This window comes from Microcoleus sp. BROC3, assembly GCF_036702515.1.
Taxonomy (GTDB): Bacteria; Cyanobacteriota; Cyanobacteriia; order Cyanobacteriales; family Microcoleaceae; genus Microcoleus.
In genome coordinates, this window is sequence record NZ_JAUBTQ010000182.1 from 1 (window position 1) to 1,222 (window position 1,222).

Annotated in this window: 1 protein-coding gene; it reads left to right on the top strand. The window is 53.4% G+C overall.

The window, feature by feature from the left end; all coding sequences use genetic code 11:
* Positions 1-1,222, top strand: a 1,222-nt coding sequence (locus QUB30_RS33675; protein WP_333342729.1) for an Ig-like domain-containing protein, incomplete at both ends; no start/stop codon positions are given.

Sequence of the window (1,222 nt, forward strand, 5' to 3'; positions counted from 1 at the left end):
GGCGCTTATGCTTTAACTGCTACAGCTACCGATGCTGCGGGTAATATTTCTCCAGCTTCGGGTGCAGTTAATCTCACCATCGATGCCACAGCATCCACAGCCCCCACGATCACAACTTCTGGGAGTACCAAAGGCGCGATCGCGGGTAAGGCAGAACCGAACAGTACAGTTAACATCTTACAAGGCACAACTGCACTGGGTACTGCCACAGCGGATGCGGATGGTAACTGGACATTTACCCCCACGACAGCTTTAGCCGATGGCACTTATGCCTTCACTGCTACAGCTAAGGATGCTGCGGGTAATGTTTCTGGGGCTTCAACTCCAGTTAATCTCATCGTAGATGCTACAGCATCCACAGCCCCTACAATCACTACTGCCGCTGGCACAACAGCCACTGGCACTCCGACTGTGACGGGAACTGCCGAACCTAATAGTACCGTTAACATTTTACAAGGCACAACTTCTCTGGGTACTGCTACGGCGGATGCCTCTGGGAATTGGACATTTACCCCCCAGACAGCTTTAACTGATGGTACTTACGCCTTAACTGCGACAGCTCAGGATGCTGCGGGTAATACTTCTACCGCTTCGAGTGTAGTTAGTCTCATCGTAGACACTGTTGCACCCACAGTACCCACCATTACAACAGCCGCTGGCACAACAGCCACTGGCACTCCGACTGTGACGGGAACTGCCGAACCTAATAGTACCGTTAACATTTTACAAGGTACAACTTCTTTGGGTACTGCTACGGCGGATGCTTCGGGAAATTGGACTTTTACACCGACAACGGCTTTAACTGATGGTACTTACGCCTTAACTGCGACAGCTAAGGATGCTGCGGGTAATACTTCTACTGCTTCGAGTGTAGTTAATTTGACTGTAAATACTGCACTAACTCCCACACCAACACCAACACCAACACCAACACCCGCGCCATCGGTAACACCATCGGTAACGCCAACACCCGCGCCATCGGTAACACCCGCGCCATCGGTAACACCATCGGTAACGCCAACACCCGCGCCATCGGTAACACCCGCGCCATCGGTAACACCATCGGTAACGCCAACACCCGCGCCATCGGTAACACCCGCGCCATCGGTAACACCATCGGTAACGCCAACACCCGCGCCATCGGTAACACCCGCGCCATCGGTAACACCATCGGTAACGCCAACACCCGCGCCATCGGTAACACCCGCGCCATCGGTAACAC